Annotated in this window: 14 protein-coding genes; 6 read left to right on the forward strand and 8 right to left on the reverse strand. The window is 59.3% G+C overall.

Going from position 1 to position 16,734, the window contains the following annotated elements; all coding sequences use genetic code 11:
* The first annotated feature begins 54 nt into the window (after nucleotides 1–54).
* The 5 genes from ACP15L_RS09390 (at nucleotide 55) to ACP15L_RS09410 (ending at nucleotide 4,434) form a co-directional block, all read left to right on the forward strand.
* Nucleotides 55–1,254: a TCR/Tet family MFS transporter gene (locus ACP15L_RS09390; protein WP_425083951.1), complete on the forward strand. Its 1,200-nt coding sequence runs from the start codon at nucleotides 55–57 to the stop codon at nucleotides 1,252–1,254.
* Between the two features lie 81 nt (nucleotides 1,255–1,335).
* Nucleotides 1,336–2,427, forward strand: coding sequence for a Zn-dependent alcohol dehydrogenase (locus ACP15L_RS09395; RefSeq protein WP_425083952.1), 1,092 nt, complete (start codon nucleotides 1,336–1,338; stop codon nucleotides 2,425–2,427).
* Between the two features lie 4 nt (nucleotides 2,428–2,431).
* Nucleotides 2,432–2,800 (forward strand): hypothetical protein, encoded by a 369-nt coding sequence (locus ACP15L_RS09400; RefSeq protein ID WP_170659828.1) that lies wholly within the window; start codon nucleotides 2,432–2,434, stop codon nucleotides 2,798–2,800.
* Between the two features lies 1 nt (nucleotide 2,801).
* Nucleotides 2,802–4,034, forward strand: coding sequence for a mandelate racemase/muconate lactonizing enzyme family protein (locus tag ACP15L_RS09405; RefSeq protein ID WP_425083953.1), 1,233 nt, complete (start codon nucleotides 2,802–2,804; stop codon nucleotides 4,032–4,034).
* A 112-nt stretch (nucleotides 4,035–4,146) separates the two neighbouring features.
* A complete protein-coding gene (locus ACP15L_RS09410) occupies nucleotides 4,147–4,434 on the forward strand; it encodes a metalloregulator ArsR/SmtB family transcription factor (RefSeq protein WP_170555798.1) in 288 nt (95 codons plus the stop codon).
* 34 nt (nucleotides 4,435–4,468) lie between these two features.
* Here ACP15L_RS09410 and ACP15L_RS09415 read toward each other — a convergent pair whose 3' ends face one another.
* A complete protein-coding gene (locus tag ACP15L_RS09415) occupies nucleotides 4,469–7,465 on the reverse strand; it encodes an ABC transporter transmembrane domain-containing protein (protein ID WP_425083992.1) in 2,997 nt (998 codons plus the stop codon).
* Nucleotides 7,466–7,681: 216 nt separating this feature from the next.
* Between ACP15L_RS09415 and ACP15L_RS09420 the strand changes: the two genes are divergently transcribed.
* Entirely contained in the window at nucleotides 7,682–8,071 is a 390-nt protein-coding gene (locus ACP15L_RS09420) for a DUF3307 domain-containing protein (RefSeq protein ID WP_170472196.1), read from the forward strand.
* A 4-nt stretch (nucleotides 8,072–8,075) separates the two neighbouring features.
* Here the strand turns inward: ACP15L_RS09420 and ACP15L_RS09425 are convergent, their stop codons facing one another.
* The 7 genes from ACP15L_RS09425 to ACP15L_RS09455 all read right to left on the reverse strand — a co-directional run bounded on the left by ACP15L_RS09425 (nucleotide 8,076) and on the right by ACP15L_RS09455 (nucleotide 16,705).
* Nucleotides 8,076–8,807 (reverse strand): hypothetical protein, encoded by a 732-nt coding sequence (locus ACP15L_RS09425; RefSeq protein ID WP_425083954.1) that lies wholly within the window; start codon nucleotides 8,805–8,807, stop codon nucleotides 8,076–8,078.
* 55 nt (nucleotides 8,808–8,862) lie between these two features.
* Nucleotides 8,863–10,167: an NAD(P)/FAD-dependent oxidoreductase gene (locus tag ACP15L_RS09430; protein WP_425083955.1), complete on the reverse strand. Its 1,305-nt coding sequence runs from the start codon at nucleotides 10,165–10,167 to the stop codon at nucleotides 8,863–8,865.
* Complete coding sequence (locus ACP15L_RS09435; RefSeq protein ID WP_425083956.1) at nucleotides 10,164–10,838, reverse strand: TetR/AcrR family transcriptional regulator; 675 nt, start codon at nucleotides 10,836–10,838, stop codon at nucleotides 10,164–10,166. Before ACP15L_RS09435 ends, ACP15L_RS09430 begins: the two co-directional genes overlap by 4 nt.
* Nucleotides 10,839–12,392 carry a trimethylamine methyltransferase family protein gene (locus ACP15L_RS09440; protein WP_425083957.1) on the reverse strand — a complete coding sequence of 518 codons (1,554 nt, stop codon included), beginning with the start codon at nucleotides 12,390–12,392 and terminating at the stop codon, nucleotides 10,839–10,841.
* Nucleotides 12,392–14,794, reverse strand: coding sequence for a GcvT family protein (locus ACP15L_RS09445; protein WP_425083958.1), 2,403 nt, complete (start codon nucleotides 14,792–14,794; stop codon nucleotides 12,392–12,394). Before ACP15L_RS09445 ends, ACP15L_RS09440 begins: the two co-directional genes overlap by 1 nt.
* Nucleotides 14,795–14,906: 112 nt before the next feature.
* Entirely contained in the window at nucleotides 14,907–15,536 is a 630-nt protein-coding gene (locus tag ACP15L_RS09450; RefSeq protein ID WP_425083959.1) for a glutathione S-transferase family protein, read from the reverse strand.
* A gap of 20 nt (nucleotides 15,537–15,556) precedes the next feature.
* The gene (locus ACP15L_RS09455) at nucleotides 15,557–16,705 is read right to left on the reverse strand and encodes an acetate/propionate family kinase (protein ID WP_425083960.1); all 1,149 of its coding nucleotides are present in this window, start codon (nucleotides 16,703–16,705) and stop codon (nucleotides 15,557–15,559) included.
* Nucleotides 16,706–16,734: the final 29 nt, after the last annotated feature.

A 16,734-nucleotide genomic window follows, 5' to 3' on the forward strand; every position in this document is an offset into this window, starting at 1 on the left:
CCCACATCCTGCTGGCCCCTCTAGGGTAAGCGCCGGGTCATATAGCCGGGTTTCATGCGCCTTCCATTTGTCTTTGTTCTTCTGACCGTCATGATTGACGCGATGGGTATCGGCCTTGTGATGCCGATCATGCCGCAACTGATCGTCGAGGTGCAGGGCGGAACGCTTGCCGACGCCGCCCTTTGGGGAGGTGTCCTCAGCACCGCCTTTGCCGCCATGCAATTCGTGTTCGGGCCTATTCTTGGCAATCTGTCAGACGCCTATGGCCGTCGGCGTGTCTTGCTGGTCTCGTTGTTTGTGATGGCTTTGGACTATGTGGTCATGGCCATTGCAGGCAGCATCTGGTTGCTTTTGCTCGGTCGTATTGTAGGAGGGATCACAGCCGCAACCCACGCGACCGCGGCTGCCTTCATGGCAGATGTCTCGAAACCCGAAGACAAAGCAGCCAATTTTGGCCTGCTCGGCGCGGCTTTTGGCATGGGATTTGTTCTGGGTCCCGTAATGGGCGGCCTGCTTGCCGAATACGGAACGCGCGCGCCTTTCTGGGCGGCCGCAGCACTGTCCGCTCTCTCGTTCGGCCTCGGGCTGATGGTCATGCCCGAAACGGTCACAGACAAAACCCGCCGCGCCTTCAGCTTGCGACGTGCCAACCCTGTCAACGCGCTAAAGGCCATCGCCGCCCTGCCCGGAGTTCGCCCCCTACTGTGGGTCTATTTCCTCTACTCGGTATCAATCTACGTCTACCCAGCGATCTGGTCCTATTTCACGACCGAGCGTTTCGGGTGGTCGCCGCAGATGATCGGGCTGTCTCTCGGCGTCTATGGCATCGGCATGGCCGCCGTTCAGGGCGGTTTGATCAGACCCGCGACCCGTCATCTTGGGGAGCGCATGACCATTATCTGCGGCATGGGTTTTGAGGTCATCAGCTTCGCTTTGCTAGCCTTCCTGACCAATGGCACTATCGCCCTGATGCTGATCCCGATCACCGCCTTGGGCGCGGTGATCACGCCCGCGCTGCAGGCATTGACCTCGCGCGCGACGCCAGACTCGCAACAGGGTGAACTTCAGGGCGTCCTGACGTCTCTGCACGCCTTGTCCATGGTGATCTCGCCCCTGTTGATGACCAGCGTGTTTGCGTGGTTCATCCGGCCTGAAACATCGCTCTACCTGCCCGGAGCGCCATTCCTCCTAGCACTGGTTCTTATGGCCGCGGGGTTCTTGCTGTTTCTGCGCGCCCGACCTGCCGTGGCGTAATACCGACATACCCGTGACGGTTTCCGTCTTGCGAGATGCCAATTCCCGCGCCACCGTAAACCAAACGAAGCGAGGGACGATATGCAAACCATCAAAGCCGCCGTATGCCGGGCGTTCGGGGAACCTCTGACGATAGAAGAGGTCCAATTGGCCGCCCCTGGCACCGGCGAAGTCGAGGTTACACTGGACGCGGTGGCCATCTGCCATTCGGACATCTCATATGCCGATGGTGCATGGGGCGGGTTCCTGCCCGCTGTCTACGGACATGAGGCCGCCGGGGTAGTCAGCGCAGTTGGAGAGGCCGCAGGGGATTTCAAACTGGGCGACCCGGTGGTCGTGACGCTGATCCGGGCCTGCGGCTCCTGCCCTTCATGTGCAGGCGGCAAACCTACGATCTGCGAAACCCCCTATGACACGGTCAAAGGGCCTTTGCGCACAGGTGACGGCGGACCTTTGGAACAGGCGATGGCCTGCGGGGCCTTCGCCGAGAAAGTCGTCGTCAGCCACCGGCAGATCGTTCGGATCCCAGAAACCCTGCCCAAAGACCTCGCCAGCCTGTTGTCCTGCGGTGTGATCACCGGGGTCGGCGCAGCTGTGAACGCCGCAGGTTTGCGCCCCGGGCAAGACGTGGTGGTGATCGGCGCAGGCGGAGTAGGCCTTAACGCAATCCAAGGCGCTCGGATCGCTGGCGCGCGCCGTATCGTTGCGGTCGACATGACCGAAGAGAAGATTGAAATCGCCAAAGAGTTCGGTGCCACCCACGGCGTTCTCGCCAGTCTGAAAGAACCTTGGAAAGCAGCCTACAAAGCATTGGGCGGGCGCGGCGCGGATGCAGTTTTGATCACTGTCGGCGCGATCCCCGCCTATGATCAGGCCCCACGCTATCTGGGTTTGGGCGGCAAAGCCGTGATGATCGGCATGCCCCATTCCGGGGACGAAGCCAGCTATGAGCCGGTGATCCTCGCCGCGCTTGGTCAGGGTCTGGTGGGGTCAAAGATGGGCGACGTGGTTATCCAGCGAGACATCCCCTGGATGATCGACCTCTATGAGCAAGGACGACTGAAGCTGGATGAACTGGTCTCGGGCCGCTGGTCTCTGGATCAGATCAATGAGGCGATTGCCGATACCAAGACCGGATCCGCCAAGCGCAACGTGATCCTGTTCGACAGGTAGGCCGATGCTGCGTTTCCTGACCGATCTCTTCAAACCCGAGGCGGCGAAACCTGCGCCTTCCACTTCGGAAACGTCGATGAATTTCGATTTGGCTGAGGTACCGCCTTTCCTGACAGGCCTCGCCAACAATCCCCGTTTTGGGCTGCCCGAAGCTCTGGTCACCCAGATCGCGGAGAACCTGTCGGATTTGCCCGTGGACCAAAGCAGCCGCTGGCAGATCGAGGGCAGTTTCGACGGCAAACCAGCGCTGATCGAAATTCAGGCTTTCATGGACGACGTCGACGCCCCGGACATGGCGTTCTTTGGCAGCGCCGAGGTGGTGGCCGAGATTGATCGCGAACTCATTGCCTTTGACCAAGCACGAGAGGGCTAAGATGAAACTGCAAGACCTCGATATCATCGTCACGGCCCCGCCAGCCCCAGGATGGGGCGGTCGCTATTGGATTTTGGTCAAGCTGACTACGGATACCGGCATCACCGGCTGGGGCGAGTGCTACGCCTCCTCGGTTGGACCAGACGCTATGAGCCACATAATCCGCGACGTGTTTGACCGCCACATGCAGGGCGAGAATCCGGAAAACATCGAGTTGATGTTCCGCCGCGCCTATTCCTCGGGCTTCACGCAGCGCCCGGACCTGACTGTGATGGGAGCGTTTTCGGGGCTTGAGATCGCGTGTTGGGACATTCTGGGCAAGGACCGCGACCGCCCGGTCTATGCGCTGTTGGGCGGCAAGATGAATGACCGCATTCGCGCCTATACCTACCTCTACCCCCTGCCCCAGCATAACCTGACCGACTTCTGGACATCGCCCGAACAGGCGGCTGAGGCTGCGACAGATGCGGTCCGTCGGGGCTATACCGCCGTCAAGTTCGACCCCGCCGGTCCCTATACGATCCGGGGCGGGCACATGCCTGCGATGTCCGATATCTCTCTGTCCGCCGCGTTTTGCAAAGCGATCCGCGAGGCGGTGGGCGACAAGGCCGATTTGCTGTTTGGGACCCATGGCCAGTTCAACACCGCAGGCGCTATCCGCTTGGGTCAGGCGTTGGAACCATACTCTCCGCTTTGGTTCGAAGAACCCACTCCACCCGACAATATCGAGGACATGGCCCGCGTCGCCCGCAACGTCCGCATACCTGTCGCGACCGGAGAACGCATGACCACCAAAGCCGAATTTGGCGCGGTTCTGCGCGCAGGCGCGGCGGAGATTTTGCAACCGGCTTTGGGGCGTGCAGGCGGTATTTGGGAAATGAAGAAAGTCGCTGCGATGGCCGAAGTGTTCAACGCGCAAATGGCCCCGCATCTTTATGCCGGGCCGGTGGAGTGGGCTGCGAATATCCATCTGGCGGCCTCTATCCCGAACCTGTTGCTACTGGAAACCATTGAAACGCCATTCCATGACCAGTTGATCAAGGGCTCAATCCGGGTTGAGGACGGGTTCGTGCCCCCTCCAACCACCGCCGGACTTGGGATTGAAGTGGACGAAAATCTGGCTCGCGCGCATCCTTACAAAGGCGACGGGCTTCACCTTCAGATGCAGGAAGAACCGTGCGACTATGCCAATGGTAACGCCTTTCAGGGTGGGGCTCCCGTATCTGAGGGGTGACATTATAACGTTTCTTAGGGCATAGTGTCAGAAGACTTAGTTGAAGAACGGTTGACCGGTGACACTGAAAGACAGCACCACTCAAGCCCCGGCATCGGACGGATTGGCGGAAATGAAAGACAACGCAGCCCGTGCCGCCGCGTTTCTGAAAACGCTGGCGCATGAGGGCCGCCTGATGATCCTGTGTCACCTCGGAGACGGCGAGAAATCGGTGGGCGAACTGGAGGCGCTTTTGCAAATTCGGCAAGCCGCCGTCAGCCAGATGCTGGCCCGTCTGCGTGAGGACGGTTTGGTCTCGACCCGACGCGCGGGGAAAACGGTGTTTTATTCTCTTGAGGATGGCAACACAAAACAAGTGATCGAACTGCTCTATCAACTGTTCTGCAAGCCGAAAGACTGACAGAGGAGCGTTCCGGGTTTAACTCGAAACGGCCCTAGTTCGAGACATATCCCGCAACCACCTGCAGCAACTTGAACGCCGTCGCCGCGTCGTTTTCGACCACGGCCAGGAATTCCTCTTCCCCGATGCGCAAGCAGGACAGGTCGGTTTCGGCCACCATGCTCAACGCGCGGGGCTCTTTGCGGATCAGGCCCAGCTCTCCTACCAATGCCCCGGGGCCGACGCGTAGGATCAGCTCATCCGGCGTGCCCGATTTGGGCAGATACAACCCCGCCTCGCCTTCGAGAACAACGTAGGCACCATCCGTGGGCTGGTCATCTTTGAGGAAGATCACCTGCCCGGCAGAGGCATCAAACCACCGCGCACCAAAGGCCAGCAGGCGCAACTGTCGCCGATCAAGGCCAGAAAACAGCGGCGTCTGCTCTAGGGCGCGCAGCTTGCGGGCCAAGTCGGCCGAGGCGGCACTATCCTCTTCCACATCCCCCGGTCCTTCATCCGTGACAACCCGACCTTGCCGGATCTCGACATACATGTCGAAGACATCGGGGTTTTGGAATTGATCGTTCAGATAGATGACCGTGGTCTCGGGCAGCAGCGCGCGCAGGTTTTTGTAGACCGCGACCTGCGTCTGCATGTCATAGCTGGCCAGCGCGTTTTCCAGGATCAGGATGTCGGGTTTCTTGATCGTCGCACGGGTGAACGCCAGGGGTTCGGCAAAAACTGCGGGCAGGTTCTGCCCACCGAGCGCCACGGGCACGTCATAGATCAACTCAACCACCAACGGGCGCGCGCCGTGTTCGGCCAGAACGTCGACGATCAGCTTGCGCACCTCGTCCGAGCGCGCGCCGCCGATCTCGCTGACCTTGCCGAACAGCGCGTTCTCCATCACGGTCAGGCCGGGCGCGACGGCTTCGGGGTCCAGAGGCACGAACACGTCCATCAACGGCCGCATCAGCTTTTCCGAGTGGCTGTGGCGCAGCTCCAGAATACGATCCTTCAACTCATCCGAAAAGGCCAGGCCGATCTGTTCAGCCGAGACGACCAGAGGCACCGCCAGCAAGGTGGCCAGCTGTTCGTCGTCTAGCCCCTCGGCGCCTTCTTTGCGGGTACGCTCGACAAGTTCGACGGCTGTTTCATAGGTCTGTGCTTCAAGCCCCAGCTTGCGGAACAGCGGGTGGTCCGTCCCATCCAGACCGAAGATCTGGCGCAGCATGTCGATCACATCGCGGGTCAAGGCGATCAGAGTCTCGTCCAACCCCAGTTCGCGCAACTGACCCAGAAAGACCCTCTGCTGTGCCAACAGCGCTTGCGTGACCGGAACGCGGGGCGTGGCAAATAGCAGGTTCTCAGCCACGGGCAAGGCCGGGTTATAGGTGGACTTGTCGAAGATCAGCGCCTGCTGCTCAAGCCCAGCCTTCTTCACCGCCTGCTGCACCAACGGGCGCAGTTTCACCAGTTTTTGCGCCAGCTCCGGATGCAGTGCTGCGTCGAAAACCTGCTCGGCCCCGCGCTGGAAAAGCGCCGCGCCTGACCCCATTCCGTCAATTAGTTGCAGCCACCAATCCCGCAGGGCATCCGCCGAATCCAGCCCGGCGAGAGATGGGTCCAGCCACTCGGCCTTGAAAGGGTCGGTGCTGTTGCCCGCGCGCAGAGTTTCGGCAAATCCTGGATCGTCGCCTCCCTCCGACAGGGGCTTGTAGCGCATCGGCATCATCACGTTGTCGCCCAGCGATCCCTGAAACATCACCGGTCGCGATGACGCATAGCCGATCCGCGCGGCGACGACGCCCTGATGCAGTTCGGCCAGATTCTGCTCGCCAATACGGACACGCCCAGCGCTTGGCAGAATCTCACGGGTCAGCAACTCGGCAATAGCGCGGCGGTCTTCTTCACTAGGCGCGGCGATCCCGATCGTTTTGCCATGCGGGAAGGTCAGGTTCAGATCGTCCAGGATCTGGTTGCCGTCCATATCGCGCACCGACACCCGATCCAGAGCGATATCGCCATCAAGATGCGGGCGGGTCTTTGGCTCACCCTCAAACAACGCCTCATCCTGCATTCCGGCCGGCGCAAACCGTTCGATCACAACATCCCAGCGCAACGACATGTCCTGCGTCTGGTTGTAGTAGGTCAGCAGTTCCTTCCACGGAGAGCTGAGGTCCTTATACGCCGCCAACGCCGCCACCAGCGCGCCCAGAGAAACCGAGCCTTGGAGGACCAGCAGGCCGCCCACCAGATAAAACATGAACGGTGTCAGCTGTGAGATGAAGTTGTTTATGAACTTCATAAAGAACTTCTTCTGGTAGATCTCGAACCGGATCCCGAATAGCCGTCCCAGTTGATCCGAGATCATCGCCCGGCGATACCGCCAGCCCCCATTTGCGCGAAGGGTCGAGGCCCCAGCCGCGTTCTCGCCGATCTGGGCGGCAAGGATACGCACCTCCTGGATGCGCTTTTTGTTGAGAAGGTTGATCTGGCGCTGCAGCTTGGGAATCAACCAGGCCTGCACGGGGATCAGCGCCACCGCAGCCAGACCAAACCAAACGCTTTGCAGAAACAGAAACGACAGGATAGTGATCATCTGCCCCGCCTGCAGAACTGGCTGGCTGATCGCATCCCCCATCAACCCGCCCATCGGCTCGCTTTCAGCGGTGATCATCGAGACCATCTCACCCTGGCTGACCCGCTCGAAATAGGGTTGGGGAAAACGCAGGGCGCGGCTGATCAACTGATAGCGAAAGCGGCGCAACATACGCTCGCTCAGGACACCTTTCATTGTGTTGATGCGCATTTTCATCAGGCCGTGGGCCAGCACCGCCGCCAGAAAGGCAAAGCAGAGAATGATCAGGAAATTCGTCTGCTGCAGGCTGTAGCCCCAAACCTGAACCACGCTGCTCGAGGCACCAATCGCGTCATTGATAATGCGCTTGGGCAGCTCAAGCGTGAGATAGAGCAGCGGAAACAACGTCGAGGTCACGGCCAGCAGGATCAACTGGTCGCGCTTGGAGTATTTCCAGATGAAGCGGAAAATCGTGCGTTCTATGGAACCTGTCCCTGCTTTTGATCAATGATCCGGTTTCGAAACGATGCACGGAAAATTAACAGTCTGAATTTACAGTAATCTTGCTTTGCTAGGCAAATAGTTTCCGACAAAGTGCCAATCTTTGCGCATGTGTGAACTAGTTCATTTGCCTACACGCATTTTAGCGCCTAGAGTTCCCTTTAGGACGATATCGGGAGGATACGTTTGCCCGAAAGCTATGGTGCCGTGTTGCTGTTGCTCTGCTTGTTGCAGATCAAACATATGTTCGCGGACTTCTATCTACAGACGCCCAAGATGCTGACCGGGCGTGGCGAGTATTTTCATTTGGGACGCGCGCAACATGCAGGGGTGCATGTTGTGGGCTCTGCCCTTATTTTTTTGCTGTTTGGAGCACCGATCAGCTTTATCCTGATCATCTCGGCCCTAGAATGGATCATCCACTTCAATATTGATTTCGCCAAGGCCAGCTATTCTGACAAGAAAAAGCTACAGCCCAATCAAGCCGCATTCTGGCGGGCAACTGGTCTGGACCAGCTGATGCACAGCCTGACCTATATTGCCATGGTTTGGGCTTGGATCACTTTCGCCGTCTGAGGTCTTAAGCAACGCGGTCCATTTGCGCGATTTGGTAGGCGGATATCCAAAGACGGTCCACTGCATCCAATTCGTCCGGATCGAAATGCTGCTCGGATTCCCAATACCTCCCTGATGGCACATAGTAGCCGAGGCGAACTTCGGCCTCCAATGCGTCATGCGCGCCAACGGTCGACGGCATCGGTGCGTCTTCCATCCGTGACGCGCGAAGCGATGGATAGAGCAGCCTGCTTTCACCCTCGGACAAGCGCACCATGCGACAGCCCTGCGCGGCGGCAAACACGCCCAATCTGGCCGACTTCGCCTCAAGCGACCGCAACGAGATGTCGGCACGCAGCGGATCAGCGGTTCCGTTGCCATAGAAATGCGTCTTCCCAGATCCGGGGTAAACCATATCGCAACCAAAATAGGCAATCATAGAAGGTTTGAGGGCTGATAGCGCCCAATAGCCCGCGGTAAACGCCATGGTGCCGCCCGCATAGACAAAACCGCCATAAGCGTTTTGCCGAGGCACGTAGTCTTCGGCTGTCACGATCCTTTGGTCTTTCGTCAGAGTTGTGGGTCGGTTTTCCGGCGGAAAATCCTCAGGGTGGATTAGAATGTCCCAATCCGGACGAATACGCCATGCGTTGTTGATGGCCACGATATGCGTGAACGGCGTCCGATCCCAATCCCGGGCGGCCACCGCTGACGGCGCACTGCCAAGGATCAGGACTTTGTTTGGCGTCTGAGGCATCACGTATCCGCTCCTTTTCGCGTTTACGTGATGTTAGGGCCAATTGTCGGGCTGACTACCCCAGAACGGAAAAACTGCTTTCTTCGTTGATCGTGCGATTGCGTGAATAGAAACCGACATCAATCACGCGTTTGATGTAAGGCAGTTCGAACTGCAGCGGTTCAGCATCGTGGTCTGCACCGCCTTCGCAATAGTCGATCAGAGCCGTCATCATCTTGCCCGCAATCGGCGCGTTCTTGTATTGGTTCCCGCTGGTGCCGCAGGCCATGTAGAATCCTGGCAGGCTGGATTTATCGTAGATCGGAATCCAATCGGTCGACGCATCATAGAGGTCAACAACACCCCGCGTTTTGGACGGAATACCAAGGCTTGGCACCCGCTGCGCATAGCGCATCGCCTGCGTCGTCCACTGATCGGTGAAATCGCGGTTATATGACTTGTCATCCTCGCACCATTGATGCGGATCGCATTCGGGATCCTCGGACCCCACGAGGATGTGGTTGCCATGCTCGGGGCGGCAATAGCAGGCGATGTCACTATCCGAGACAATGGTTCCGTTGTTTTCGAAATCGAACCCCTCAGGCGCGGGAACATGGACCACTTCCTGCCGCAGAGGACGGGTTTCGATGGTCATGTCGTCCAAAACGCCAGCCATGCCGTTGATAATGGCCGATCCAGGCCCGGCCACGTTTACCACGACCTTGGCACGAATTTCTTCGCCCGTAGCCAGTTTGACACCCGCCACGCGCCCGTCCTCAATCAGGATCTCAACAACCTCGGCCCCAGTGCGCAACTCGGCCCCGTTCTGGATTGCCGCATCCATCAGGTTCTGCGCCGAAAGTGCCGGGTCGGTGACATAGCCTGCCTGAGGCCAGAATACGCCGCCCTGCATCTTGCGCCCGTTCGGTTGTCCGAAATCCGGGTCGTCCATCCGGCGGGCGGGGGCGAAACTTTCCAAAGAATAGACCGGCAGGCGTTCCGTGACCGTCTCGGGCGACCATTCCTCGAACGGGCAATCCAGATCCGCGCTGTTTTGCATGTGCTTCTCAAGCATCCCGTTGGCGTCTGTTTTCATGACCAAGCACCCGGTCTCGCGGAACTGCGCCAGATTGGCATCTGCGGGCAGGCCCAGATACGCGGCCCAATCGCGCCAATAATGGTAGCCCTCCCACGCGAAAGCCGTGCCATCGAACGTTGAATAGTGCATGCGGATGATCGCGCAGGACCCCGCGGTCGAGCCATGGCCGACCTGCGTATTGCGGTCCAGAGAAAGGGTTTTCCATCCGGCCTTGGACATCTCGAACGCGATGGCCGCGCCAATGACGCCTGTCCCGATTATGATTGCATCTGGTTGGCTCATTCTGTCTTTCCTTCCCAATAGCGCTTGGAATAAGCGCGAAATTCTTCAATTTCCTCGGCCCGAGGCTGAACCCCTGTGAAAGCATGCAGGTAGTGAGGCACAAGCGATAGGCGCGTTTCCATTGGCTCATTCAGCTGCGCCAAATCATACCCGATCTGCATGTAGTAAAGGACGCGCGCCCGGGTTTCGGCCTCTATGTCCGAATAGCCAAAACGCGCAAACATCGCGTGCAGCGCCTTGAGGCGTCGTGCATCGGATTGATCCAGGGCATTGCGCACCTTGCCCGATTTGCGGGCCCAGTCCCGGATGGCAAAATCAAGCGCCGTGTCGAACAGATCCGTGTTCACGACGCATCGCTGCACGTTGCAGACCGCGCTTGTGATAGTCTCAGCCGGGGCCTCGGCCTGTGCGATCAACGCCGCCGTATTGGTCGCCTGCCACCGCGCCAGCAACGCATCCAGAAGCTCCTGCCGCGATTTGAAGTACCAATAGAAAGACGAGCGGGACACGGCCATGCGCTCGGCCAGGTTCATGACCTTGATCTGATCCACCCCGTCCGAGATCAGCACGTCCATCGCCACATTCAGCCAGTCATCCCGCGTGACTTTGATATTGCCGACCAAAGGCTCGGCCTTGGGGTCATCACGGTGCAGGATCGGTTTGGTATTCATTCAACTCTCCGGCGGAGCGCCGCCTTCTGCGGTCCGCTTCGCGATGAAATCGTGCAAGGCGCCCAGTCGATCACTATCTGTTGCGGGTGGTTTGAAATCATTCAGGATGCCTTTCCAAACGCCCGTTGCACGCTGATTGGCATCGACAGATCCACGCTCGGTCCAGGTGCCGAAATTGGCGTAGTCGTGGACATGCGGCTGGTAGAATTCGGTATTGTAGCGCTCCATCGTCTGGGACGAGGCAAAGAAATGCCCGCTGGGGTCAACCTCACTCAGGGCGGTATCAAAGCCGATCTCAGCCCGTCCGGCCTGCGCACCGGCACAGAGCTCGGCCACCATGTTCAGCACTTCGGCGTCACAGATCATCTTCTCAAACGACACGCTCAACCCGCCTTCGAGCCAGCCTGCCGAGTGGATGATCACCGTCGCCCCGGCCATCAAACAGCCCCACAGGCCAAACTGGTTTTCATTCGCGGCCTGAACGTCGTTGATGTTCGAGGCCGACCCAGCCGCCGACCGCCATGGCAGGCCAAGGAACCGTGCCAGTTGGCCCGCAGCCAAAGACGCTTGAAAATGCGATGGCGTCCCAAAGGCGGGAGCGCCGGATTTCATGTCGACGTTGCTGGTGAAGGTTCCATAGCAGACCGGCGCGCCCGGGTTCGTCAATTGCGTCAGGGTCACAGCCGCCAGAGCCTCGGCATGGGACAGCGTGATGGCCCCCGCGACCGTGATCGGCGCCATCGCCCCCATCAGGGTGAACGGCGTGACGATCGACATCTGACCATGACGGGCAAAATCGATCAGCCCTTGCGCCATCGGGATATCCAGCGTGCGCGGGCTGTTGGTGTTGATGATCGTATAGCAATGCGCGCTACCGCGGAATTCATCATCTGAAAGCCCTCTTGCGATCGACAGCATCTCAAAACTGTCCAACACCTGAGGGGTGCCGCGCGAGAAGAAGAAGGGGAACTTATCCGTCAACTCCATCTGCGCCTGCGTCGTGAAATAGTGGCGAAGATGGGTCGGTACATCCTGCGGCTCGACCTGAGGCGAAATCATCTGGAAGACATCGAAGTGATGCGTCAGCTTCAGGAACTCGATGTAGTCCTGACCCGACGCCGGTCGCCTGCCCCGTTCCAGATCGGTTGCGTTCGGGGCACCAGCACCCGGTTGAAACACGAGCGAACCCAGTTCCAGCGTAAAATCGCGGTCCCGCGCCCCGGCACGACACGCGATGGATTTGGGGGCCGAGGCTACGGCGGCCTCAACCAGATCGCGCCCGATAAAGACCATCTGAGTGTCTTCGTCCACACGCGCACCTGCCTTGGCAAAGATGCGGCGGGCTTCGGGCAGCAGGGTTTTCACCCCAAGTTCCTGCAACACACGCAGCGCCGTTTCGTGCATGTCCGCGATCTGATCTTCGGGGAACACCTCCATCTGCGGAAAAGGGTTGCGCAGCTGGCGGTAATTCACATCGCGCGAGGGTGGTGGGGCGGCATCTGCACCCCGCCCGCGCCGTCGCCGACCACGCTCGGATGTCTGCGAGATCACCATCAGCCCCTCATCGCCTTGCCCTGCGGATCGTAAGGAGAGGGCGCAACCACGCGCGCAGGCCGTTCCACACCAACCACGTGCACGGTAAGCTCCGTCCCCGGTTCGGCCTTGTCGCGATTGATCAGTGCCATCGCCAGAGACTTACCCGTGTAGTGGCCATAGCCGCCCGAGGTGACAAAGCCCACGCGTTCGCCGTCGGACCAGACCGGCTCATACCCGCTGGCGTCGGCATCCACGGCATCAACCTCAAGCGTCACCTGAACCTGAGCCGGGCCATTTCCATCACGCTCGGCCAAGGCGGCGTCTTTCCCGACGAAATCCTTGTCCCAGTCGATCCAACGATCCATTCCGGTCATGCCCGGTGTGTAGGCTTGGGTAAACTCGGCGGACCAGATGCCGAAACTCTTCTCCAACCGGGTTGAGAGCATGGCATTGAAACCACATTCGCGGATGCCTTCGTCTGCCCCTGCCTCCAAAAGCATCCGGCGCAGCTTAATGTGATCGCCATAGCGGCAGTTGATCTCATACCCTTTCTCGCCGGTTACCGACATGCGGGCGACGCGGGCGCGGACCAGACCGATATCGAAATCTCCACAGCCCATGAATTTCAGGTCCGAGATATCCTGTTCCGCCAGCTTCTCAACCACCGCCTGCGATTTCGGGCCGACCACGGCAAAGCCGCAGTATTCCTCGCCCAGATCACGGACAGTCACGCCTTCCATCATGTGGTCGTCGAACCAGCGCATGTGCCACGCACGAAGGTAGTAACTGCCCATGATCCACCATGTTCCGTCACCCCAGTTCATCACGGTCAGGTCGCCTTTGAGCCGCCCCGTCTCACCCAGCATCGGAGCCAGCTTGGCGCGCCCCGGTCCCGGCAGTTTCGAGGCCATAATCTTGTCCAGCCAGGCCTGCGCATTCGGACCCGTCACCTCGAACCGCGAAAAGCCCGAGATGTCCAACAGTCCAACACCTTCGCGGAGCGTCTTGCATTCCTCCGCCACGATGTCATGGGCGTTCGACCGCTTGAGCGTCGGCGTTTCCTCGAACCCTTTCGGCGCGAAATAGAGCGGCACCTCCAGATCCCAGCTGACGCCCCATTTGCACCCGGCCTCAGTCATCGCATCATGCGCCGGGGCCATCTTCAGCGGACGACCGGCGGGCAGTTGCTCATTCGGGTAGGTCATCACGAAACGGCGCGAGTAGAACTGACCGGTCGTTTCGCGAATGTAGCGTTTGTTCTGCGCGAAATCGCCATAGCGGGCGACGTCCATCGGCCACGCGTCGGCCTCGGGCTCGCCATGGATCATCCACTCGGCCAGAGTTTTGCCAACGCCGCCGCCCTGCAGGAACCCGGCCATCACGGCGCAGGCCGACCAGTAGCCGCGTTTGCCCGGAACCGGGCCGACCAGAGGGTTCCCGTCGGGCGAGAAGGTAAACGCGCCGTTGACCCATGTCTTGATGCCGACGTTCTGGATCGAAGGATACCGTTCAAAGCCCAGGGTCAGTTCATTCTCAATGCGGTCGAGCTGCTCCTGAAACAGCTCCTCACCATAGTTCCATGGCGCCCCGTCCATGGCCCAGTGCTCGTGGTCGACCTCATAGATGCCAACCAGAACGCCCTTCTGATCCTGCCGCATGTAAGTGAAGCCTTCGAGGTCGACGGTCATCGGCATCTCGAACTCTGCTTCGGCAACCTCGGGGACTGTGTCTGTGATCAGATAGTGGTGTTTGAGCGGAGAGACCGGAAGTTCCACTCCGGCCATCCGGCCCACCTGCTTGGCCCAAAGGCCCGCCGCGTTCACCACGTGCTCGCAGGTGATCGTGCCCTTGTCGGTCACAACCTGCCAACCATCTGCGGTCTGCGTCAGGCTTTCGACCTTGGTTTCCTCATAATATTCTGCGCCACGCTTCTTTGCCGCCGTCGCGTAGGCCTGAACCGTGCCGGTCGTGTCGATATAGCCTTCGCGATCCGCCCACATCGCGCCCAACACGCCATCGGTGGACATAATCGGGCAGCGTCTCTGTGCCTCTTCCGGGGTCAGAAGCTCGCAATCGTCAATGCCGATGGATTGGAAGATCCGGTAGTTGGCTTGTAGCCACTCCCAGCGTTCCGGGGTGCCAGCCAGCGTTAAGCCACCGGTCATGTGCAGGCCGATATTCTGGCCGGATTCCTTTTCGATCTCACTGAGCAGGTCAATGGTATAGGCCTGCAAGGACGCCATATTCGGATCTGCGTTCAGCGCATGAATACCACCCGCCGCGTGCCAGGATGACCCCGAGGCCAGCCTCCGCCGCTCCAACATGACGACGTCCGACCAGCCGAACTTGGCCAGATGATACAGGACCGAGGCCCCAACGACACCGCCCCCGATGACCACAACGCGATACTGAGATTTCATCCTGCCCTCCGCTGCACGACTCGGGAGAAACGCTAGTGGCACTGTTCACTTCTGTCTAGACATTTCTGTACAGTGTCGAGCGCAAGCTTGTGTCAGCCAATTCAGGTGCCTTTTAAAGGCTGGCGCTGGGCCGGGATTTGATCCTGTCGAACCAGGCTTGAGTCGCGGTACTAGTTTCCGGGATACGCATTTTGATCACGCGCGCGAAATCGACAAAGACGAATCCGGTGATATCGGCGAGGGTGAAGTCCTCGCCCGCCAAAAACGGGCTGCCCTGTAAATGGTCCTCGAGCAAATCGAAGAACGCCCCCACCCTGTCGCGACCCCGTTGCGCAAGCTCGGGGATCTGCGGATAGTTCTCTGGTCCCGGAATAGGACGATCCTTGAAAGCAGGATGGCCGTTGCGTAGGGCTTCGGCGATAGGCATACCGCCTTGCTGCTCAGCGATTGCGTTCCACATCAGAACACGGCCTTTTTCATCCGGCGTCTTGCCCATCAATGGGGGTTCGGGGCTCTGCGCCTCAAGATACGCAGCAATCCCAAGGTTCTCGGTCAGAATCGTGCCTTCATCGGTCACCAGCACAGGGATCGTGGCCCGAGGGTTAACGGCGCGAAAAGCATCGCTCAACTGCTCTCCCTCCGCGATCGAGATTTGCCGGGTTTCGATCTCCAAGCCTTTTTCGGCAATGAACATACGGGCGCGGCGCGGATTCGGAGCAGTGGCGCAGTCGTAAAAGATCATCCGTTTTCCCTCTGTTGTGTTTAGCTCAAAGCCTTGGCGACCGCCCGCGCGAGCACCCGTTCTTCGTCGGTCGGGATCACGAGCACGGGTATACCGCCATCTGAAATCGCCGTCGCGTTTTGGGCGTTGGCCTCGGCGTCCAGATGGATGTTGAGAAATCCCATCCCATCCAGCACGCTCTGGCGAATAGGCGCAGCGTTCTCACCAATGCCGCCGCAGAACACAACCGCATCCACCCCACCCAGGACAGCCGTCATCGCGCCCAGTTCCCGCCTGATCCGGAAGACATAATAGTCTATCGCCTCACGCGCGTGGGGATCATCGCTTTCAAGCAATGTGCGCATATCGTGGCTGATCCCGCTGAGGCCTAGCAGGCCACTTTTCTTGTAGAGGATATGCGTGATCGCTTCGGCAGAGTGACCTTGCTCCATCAGATAGAGCAACACACCGGGATCAAGCTGACCGCAACGGGTCCCCATCGGCAGCCCATCAAGCGCGGAAAAACCCATGGTTGAGCCGATACTCTTGCCATTGGCCACAGCGCACATAGACGCCCCGTTGCCCAGATGCGCGATAACCACCCGGCCTGCGGCCAGATCCGGGAAATCCTCAGCCATCTTGCCGGTAATGTAGTCGTAGGACAGCCCATGGAATCCATAGCGCCGAACGCCTTTCTCATAAAAGCGGCGCGGAATGGCAAAGGCATCGTTTACAAACGGATGGCCTACGTGAAAGGAGGTGTCAAAACACCCAATCTGTTGCGCACCCGGGAAAGCCGTTCGTGCAGCGCGGACGGCCGCCAGATTGTGGGGCTGATGCAACGGGGCCAGTGACGAGAGCGTTTCAAGTTGGGCCAGCACGTGATCATCCAGAACCGTGGGCCCTTCGAAGGTTTGTCCGCCGTGGACAATGCGGTGGCCTACACCGACGATTAGATCCGATTGAAGCAGAGGCTCGATGTTCTGCAAGATCGCCGCGACCCCGGCCGCGTGGTCAGCAGGCCCGATCTCACGTGTCTCATGAAACCCGTCGCCATTGATTTGCAATTGGGTGACCGGCCCCAGATTGTCTACCTGCCCGTGCCACAGCAATTCGGGTTCAGCGTCAGCGCGGTAAACTCCGAATTTGATGGTCGAACTTCCCGCGTTCAGCGTCAGGATGGCCTGCATTGCGTTCCTCCCGTTTACTTAGCCTTTTG

The organism is Ruegeria profundi (genome assembly GCF_049800715.1).
Classification (GTDB): domain Bacteria; phylum Pseudomonadota; class Alphaproteobacteria; order Rhodobacterales; family Rhodobacteraceae; genus Ruegeria; species Ruegeria profundi_A.

Excerpts from the sequence above, each read along its gene's own strand:
- ACP15L_RS09390 (WP_425083951.1), top strand. The coding sequence starts at position 55 with ATGCGCCTTCCATTTGTCTTTGTTCTTCTGACCGTCATGATTGACGCG.
- ACP15L_RS09395 (WP_425083952.1), top strand. The coding sequence starts at position 1,336 with ATGCAAACCATCAAAGCCGCCGTATGCCGGGCGTTCGGGGAACCTCTG.
- ACP15L_RS09400 (WP_170659828.1), top strand. The coding sequence starts at position 2,432 with ATGCTGCGTTTCCTGACCGATCTCTTCAAACCCGAGGCGGCGAAACCT.
- ACP15L_RS09405 (WP_425083953.1), top strand. The coding sequence starts at position 2,802 with ATGAAACTGCAAGACCTCGATATCATCGTCACGGCCCCGCCAGCCCCA.
- ACP15L_RS09410 (WP_170555798.1), top strand. The coding sequence starts at position 4,147 with ATGAAAGACAACGCAGCCCGTGCCGCCGCGTTTCTGAAAACGCTGGCG.
- ACP15L_RS09425 (WP_425083954.1), bottom strand. The coding sequence starts at position 8,807 with ATGCCTCAGACGCCAAACAAAGTCCTGATCCTTGGCAGTGCGCCGTCA.
- ACP15L_RS09430 (WP_425083955.1), bottom strand. The coding sequence starts at position 10,167 with ATGAGCCAACCAGATGCAATCATAATCGGGACAGGCGTCATTGGCGCG.
- ACP15L_RS09435 (WP_425083956.1), bottom strand. The coding sequence starts at position 10,838 with ATGAATACCAAACCGATCCTGCACCGTGATGACCCCAAGGCCGAGCCT.
- ACP15L_RS09440 (WP_425083957.1), bottom strand. The coding sequence starts at position 12,392 with ATGGTGATCTCGCAGACATCCGAGCGTGGTCGGCGACGGCGCGGGCGG.
- ACP15L_RS09445 (WP_425083958.1), bottom strand. The coding sequence starts at position 14,794 with ATGAAATCTCAGTATCGCGTTGTGGTCATCGGGGGCGGTGTCGTTGGG.
- ACP15L_RS09450 (WP_425083959.1), bottom strand. The coding sequence starts at position 15,536 with ATGATCTTTTACGACTGCGCCACTGCTCCGAATCCGCGCCGCGCCCGT.
- ACP15L_RS09455 (WP_425083960.1), bottom strand. The coding sequence starts at position 16,705 with ATGCAGGCCATCCTGACGCTGAACGCGGGAAGTTCGACCATCAAATTC.